Source organism: Acidisoma sp. (assembly GCF_035492295.1).
Taxonomy (GTDB): Bacteria; Pseudomonadota; Alphaproteobacteria; order Acetobacterales; family Acetobacteraceae; genus Acidisoma.
Window position 1 is genome coordinate 1 of record NZ_DATJJK010000145.1, and the last position, 2,866, is coordinate 2,866.

The 2,866-nt window shown below is 65.5% G+C and carries 3 protein-coding genes; all 3 read right to left on the reverse strand.

The features are described from left to right. Positions 1-57: 57 nt before the first annotated feature. Entirely contained in the window at positions 58-723 is a 666-nt protein-coding gene (gene ureG, locus VL752_RS10375; RefSeq protein ID WP_325354843.1) for an urease accessory protein UreG, read from the reverse strand. Further along, complete coding sequence (gene ureC, locus VL752_RS10380; RefSeq protein WP_325354845.1) at positions 720-2,426, reverse strand: urease subunit alpha; 1,707 nt, start codon at positions 2,424-2,426, stop codon at positions 720-722. Before ureC ends, ureG begins: the two co-directional genes overlap by 4 nt. 2 nt (positions 2,427-2,428) lie before the next feature. Then, positions 2,429-2,866 (reverse strand): urease subunit beta (locus VL752_RS10385; protein WP_408863096.1); only part of this gene is annotated, 438 nt, incomplete at its 5' end.

A 2,866-nucleotide genomic window follows, 5' to 3' on the forward strand; every position in this document is an offset into this window, starting at 1 on the left:
CGATATGCCGACGGACGAGCTGGGTGCGGCCGGCCGAGCCGGGGGCGAAGGCGAGGTCTAACTGGCAGCCGTCGTCCACGCCCCTGCCCCATATAGCACGGCACCGCAGATCGCCTCGGCCACCGCCTCCACGCCCTCGCCGGTGCGGCAATTGGTCAGCAGCGTCGCCCGGCCCTTTCGCACGGCGCGCGCCTCCTCTGCCATGCGCGGCAGATCGACGCCGACATGCGGCGCCAGATCCGTCTTGTTGACGACGAGAAGATCAGCCTGGATCACACCCGGGCCACGCTTACGGGGAATGTCGTCCCCGCCCGCCACGTCGATCACGAACAGCCAGTAATCCACGAGATCGAGCGAAAAGGTGGAAGCAAGGTTGTCTCCACCACTTTCGATCAGGATGAGATCGAGATTGGGGAAGGTGCGGTCGAGAGACGCCGCTGCCTCCATGTTCAGCGTCGGATCCTCGCGGATCACGGTATGCGGGCAGGCGCCGGCCTCCACCGCCAGGATGCGCTCAGGCGCCAGGATACCGGCGCGGCGCAGCCGCTCGGCATCCTCCTGCGTCACCAGATCATTGGTGACGACGGCAACCTCCAGCCCGCGCGCGAGCAGGACCGGGACGAGACGTTCGAGCAGCGCGGTCTTGCCCGAGCCCACCGGCCCGCCAATGCCGACGCGCGCGGCACCACGCGCCTTCGCATCGGGAGCGATCATGTCAGTCATCGCAGCATATAACTCCGGCTGAGCGGCACATGGGTTGCGGCCTCGGCCGCGAGAAGCGCGCCATCGGCCCGGACTTCGAAGGTCTCGGAATCAACCTCGATCTTCGGCATCGCATCATTATGCAGCATGTCGCGCTTGCCGAGGCTGCGAACATTGTCGATCTGCACGAAGGCTTTTCGCAGACCGAGCCTGTGGTGCCGGTCCGCCTCGATCGCCAGCCGCGAGACGAAGGTGACGCCAAGCCGGGCCGGCGAACCGCCCATGCTGCCCCACATCGGCCGCTGGATATTGGGTTCGCTGTCCAACATGCTGCCATTGCCGTCCCCGGCCGTCGCCCAGACGATATAGCCGCTCTTCATCACGGCCCTGGGCTTGATGCCGAAACTCGCGCGCGGCCAGAAGACGAGATCGGCCATGCGGCCGGGCTGAATGCTGCCGACATGGCCTGCGATGCCGGCCGCGATGGCCGGGTTGATGGTGAGTTTCGCGATATAGCGCTTGATGCGTTCGTTATCCGCCCGCGCCGTGCGCTCCTCCGGCAGGCGCCCGATGCGCCGCTTCATCACGCCCGCGAGCTGCCAACATTTCGCGACATTCTCCGCCAAGCGGCCCATGCCTTGGCTGTCGGTCGCGAAAATCGAAATCGCGCCCATGTCGTGCAGAAAATCCTCGGCCATCATGGTCTGCGGGCGAACACGGGATTCGGCGAAGGCCAGATCCTCCGTCAACCGCCAGTTCATGGCATGGGCTAGCATCGTCATTGGCAATCCCTCATTCAGCGCATAGGGCGTGAAGGGATTGGTTGGGTTGGTGGAGGATGGCAGGACATAGGGCTCGCTGTTGACCCGCAACAGGTCCGGCGCATGGCCGCCGCCGGCGCCCTCAGTGTGGAACATATGGACCGAACGACCGGCGATGCTGCGCAGCGTGTCCTCACAAAAGCCAAACTCGTTGATCGTGTCGGTATGCACGCTGACCGAAAAATCATGGCGGTCGGCGGCTATCAGCACGCCGTCGATTACCGCGCCGGAGGCGCCGAAATCCTCATGGATCTTGATCCCGAGCGCGCCGCCCGAGACCGATTCCTCGACCGCGCCCGGATCTGAACAACCACGGCCGAGGAAGCCAAAATTGAGCGGCGAGAATTCCGCTGCCTGGATGAGCTGCCCGAGCACATTGGGACCTGAACAAGAAACGTCGAAATGCGGCCCGGGCGACATGCCGATCATCGTCGTCGTGCCACCGGCGAGCGCTTGGTCGCTCTGCTGAGGACAGAGGAAATGCGCATGCGCCTCAACCGCGCCAGCGGTCACGATGAAGGGCTCGCCGTGATGCACGGCGGTATTGGGGCCGCAGCGCAGCAGCGGGTCGACGCCGGCCATGATGTCTGGATTGCCCGCCTTGCCGATACCCACGATCAGCCCATCGCGGATGCCGATATCGGCCTTCACGATGCCCTGGACCGCGTCGATGATGGTCGCGTTCTGGATGACGACGTCCAGCGCGCCGGAGGCGGCCGTGCCTGTCGTCTGGAAGCCCTCGCCGTCGCGCATGGCCTTGCCCGCGCCGGTCGTCAGCTCATCCCCGTACTGCGTGTAATCGCACTCAATCTCGGCGAGCAGCCCGGTATCACCCAGGCGCACCATATCCCCCGTCGTGGGGCCGAAGGTCGCCGCGTAATCGGCGCGAGACATCCGAGCCATGCTCATATTCCCCGGTAGCCGCGCGCCATAGCGGCGGCGATGGCGGCATCGCGGATCGCCGGATCGTCGAGCGCGCCCCGTGTGAGCCCGGCCTGCCCCTGCACGATGCGGTCCCCTGCCATCGCGACGAGCGTGACCTCACGGCGAATCCCAGGCTCGAAGCGCAAGCCGGACCCCGATGGGACATCCAGGCGGAAGCCGAAGGAGGCTCGGCGGTCGAAATCGAGCGCCGGATTGGCCTCGAAAAAATGACTGTGGCTGCGCACCTGGATATCACGGTCGCCGGTATTGAGCACCGCGATCGTCACCCGCGAGCGGCCTTCATTGAGTATTACATCACCCTCGCCAGCGATGATCTCGCCCGGAACCTCGACCCCGCCGGCCTCCTGCCCATCCGCGATCGGGCGGAAGACGATGACGAGCTTGGTGCCTTCGGGGAA

What these genes read in the sequence shown, in the direction of transcription:
- ureG (WP_325354843.1), bottom strand. Translation starts at nt 723, where the DNA reads ATGACTGACATGATCGCTCCCGATGCGAAGGCGCGTGGTGCCGCGCGC.
- ureC (WP_325354845.1), bottom strand. Translation starts at nt 2,426, where the DNA reads ATGGCTCGGATGTCTCGCGCCGATTACGCGGCGACCTTCGGCCCCACG.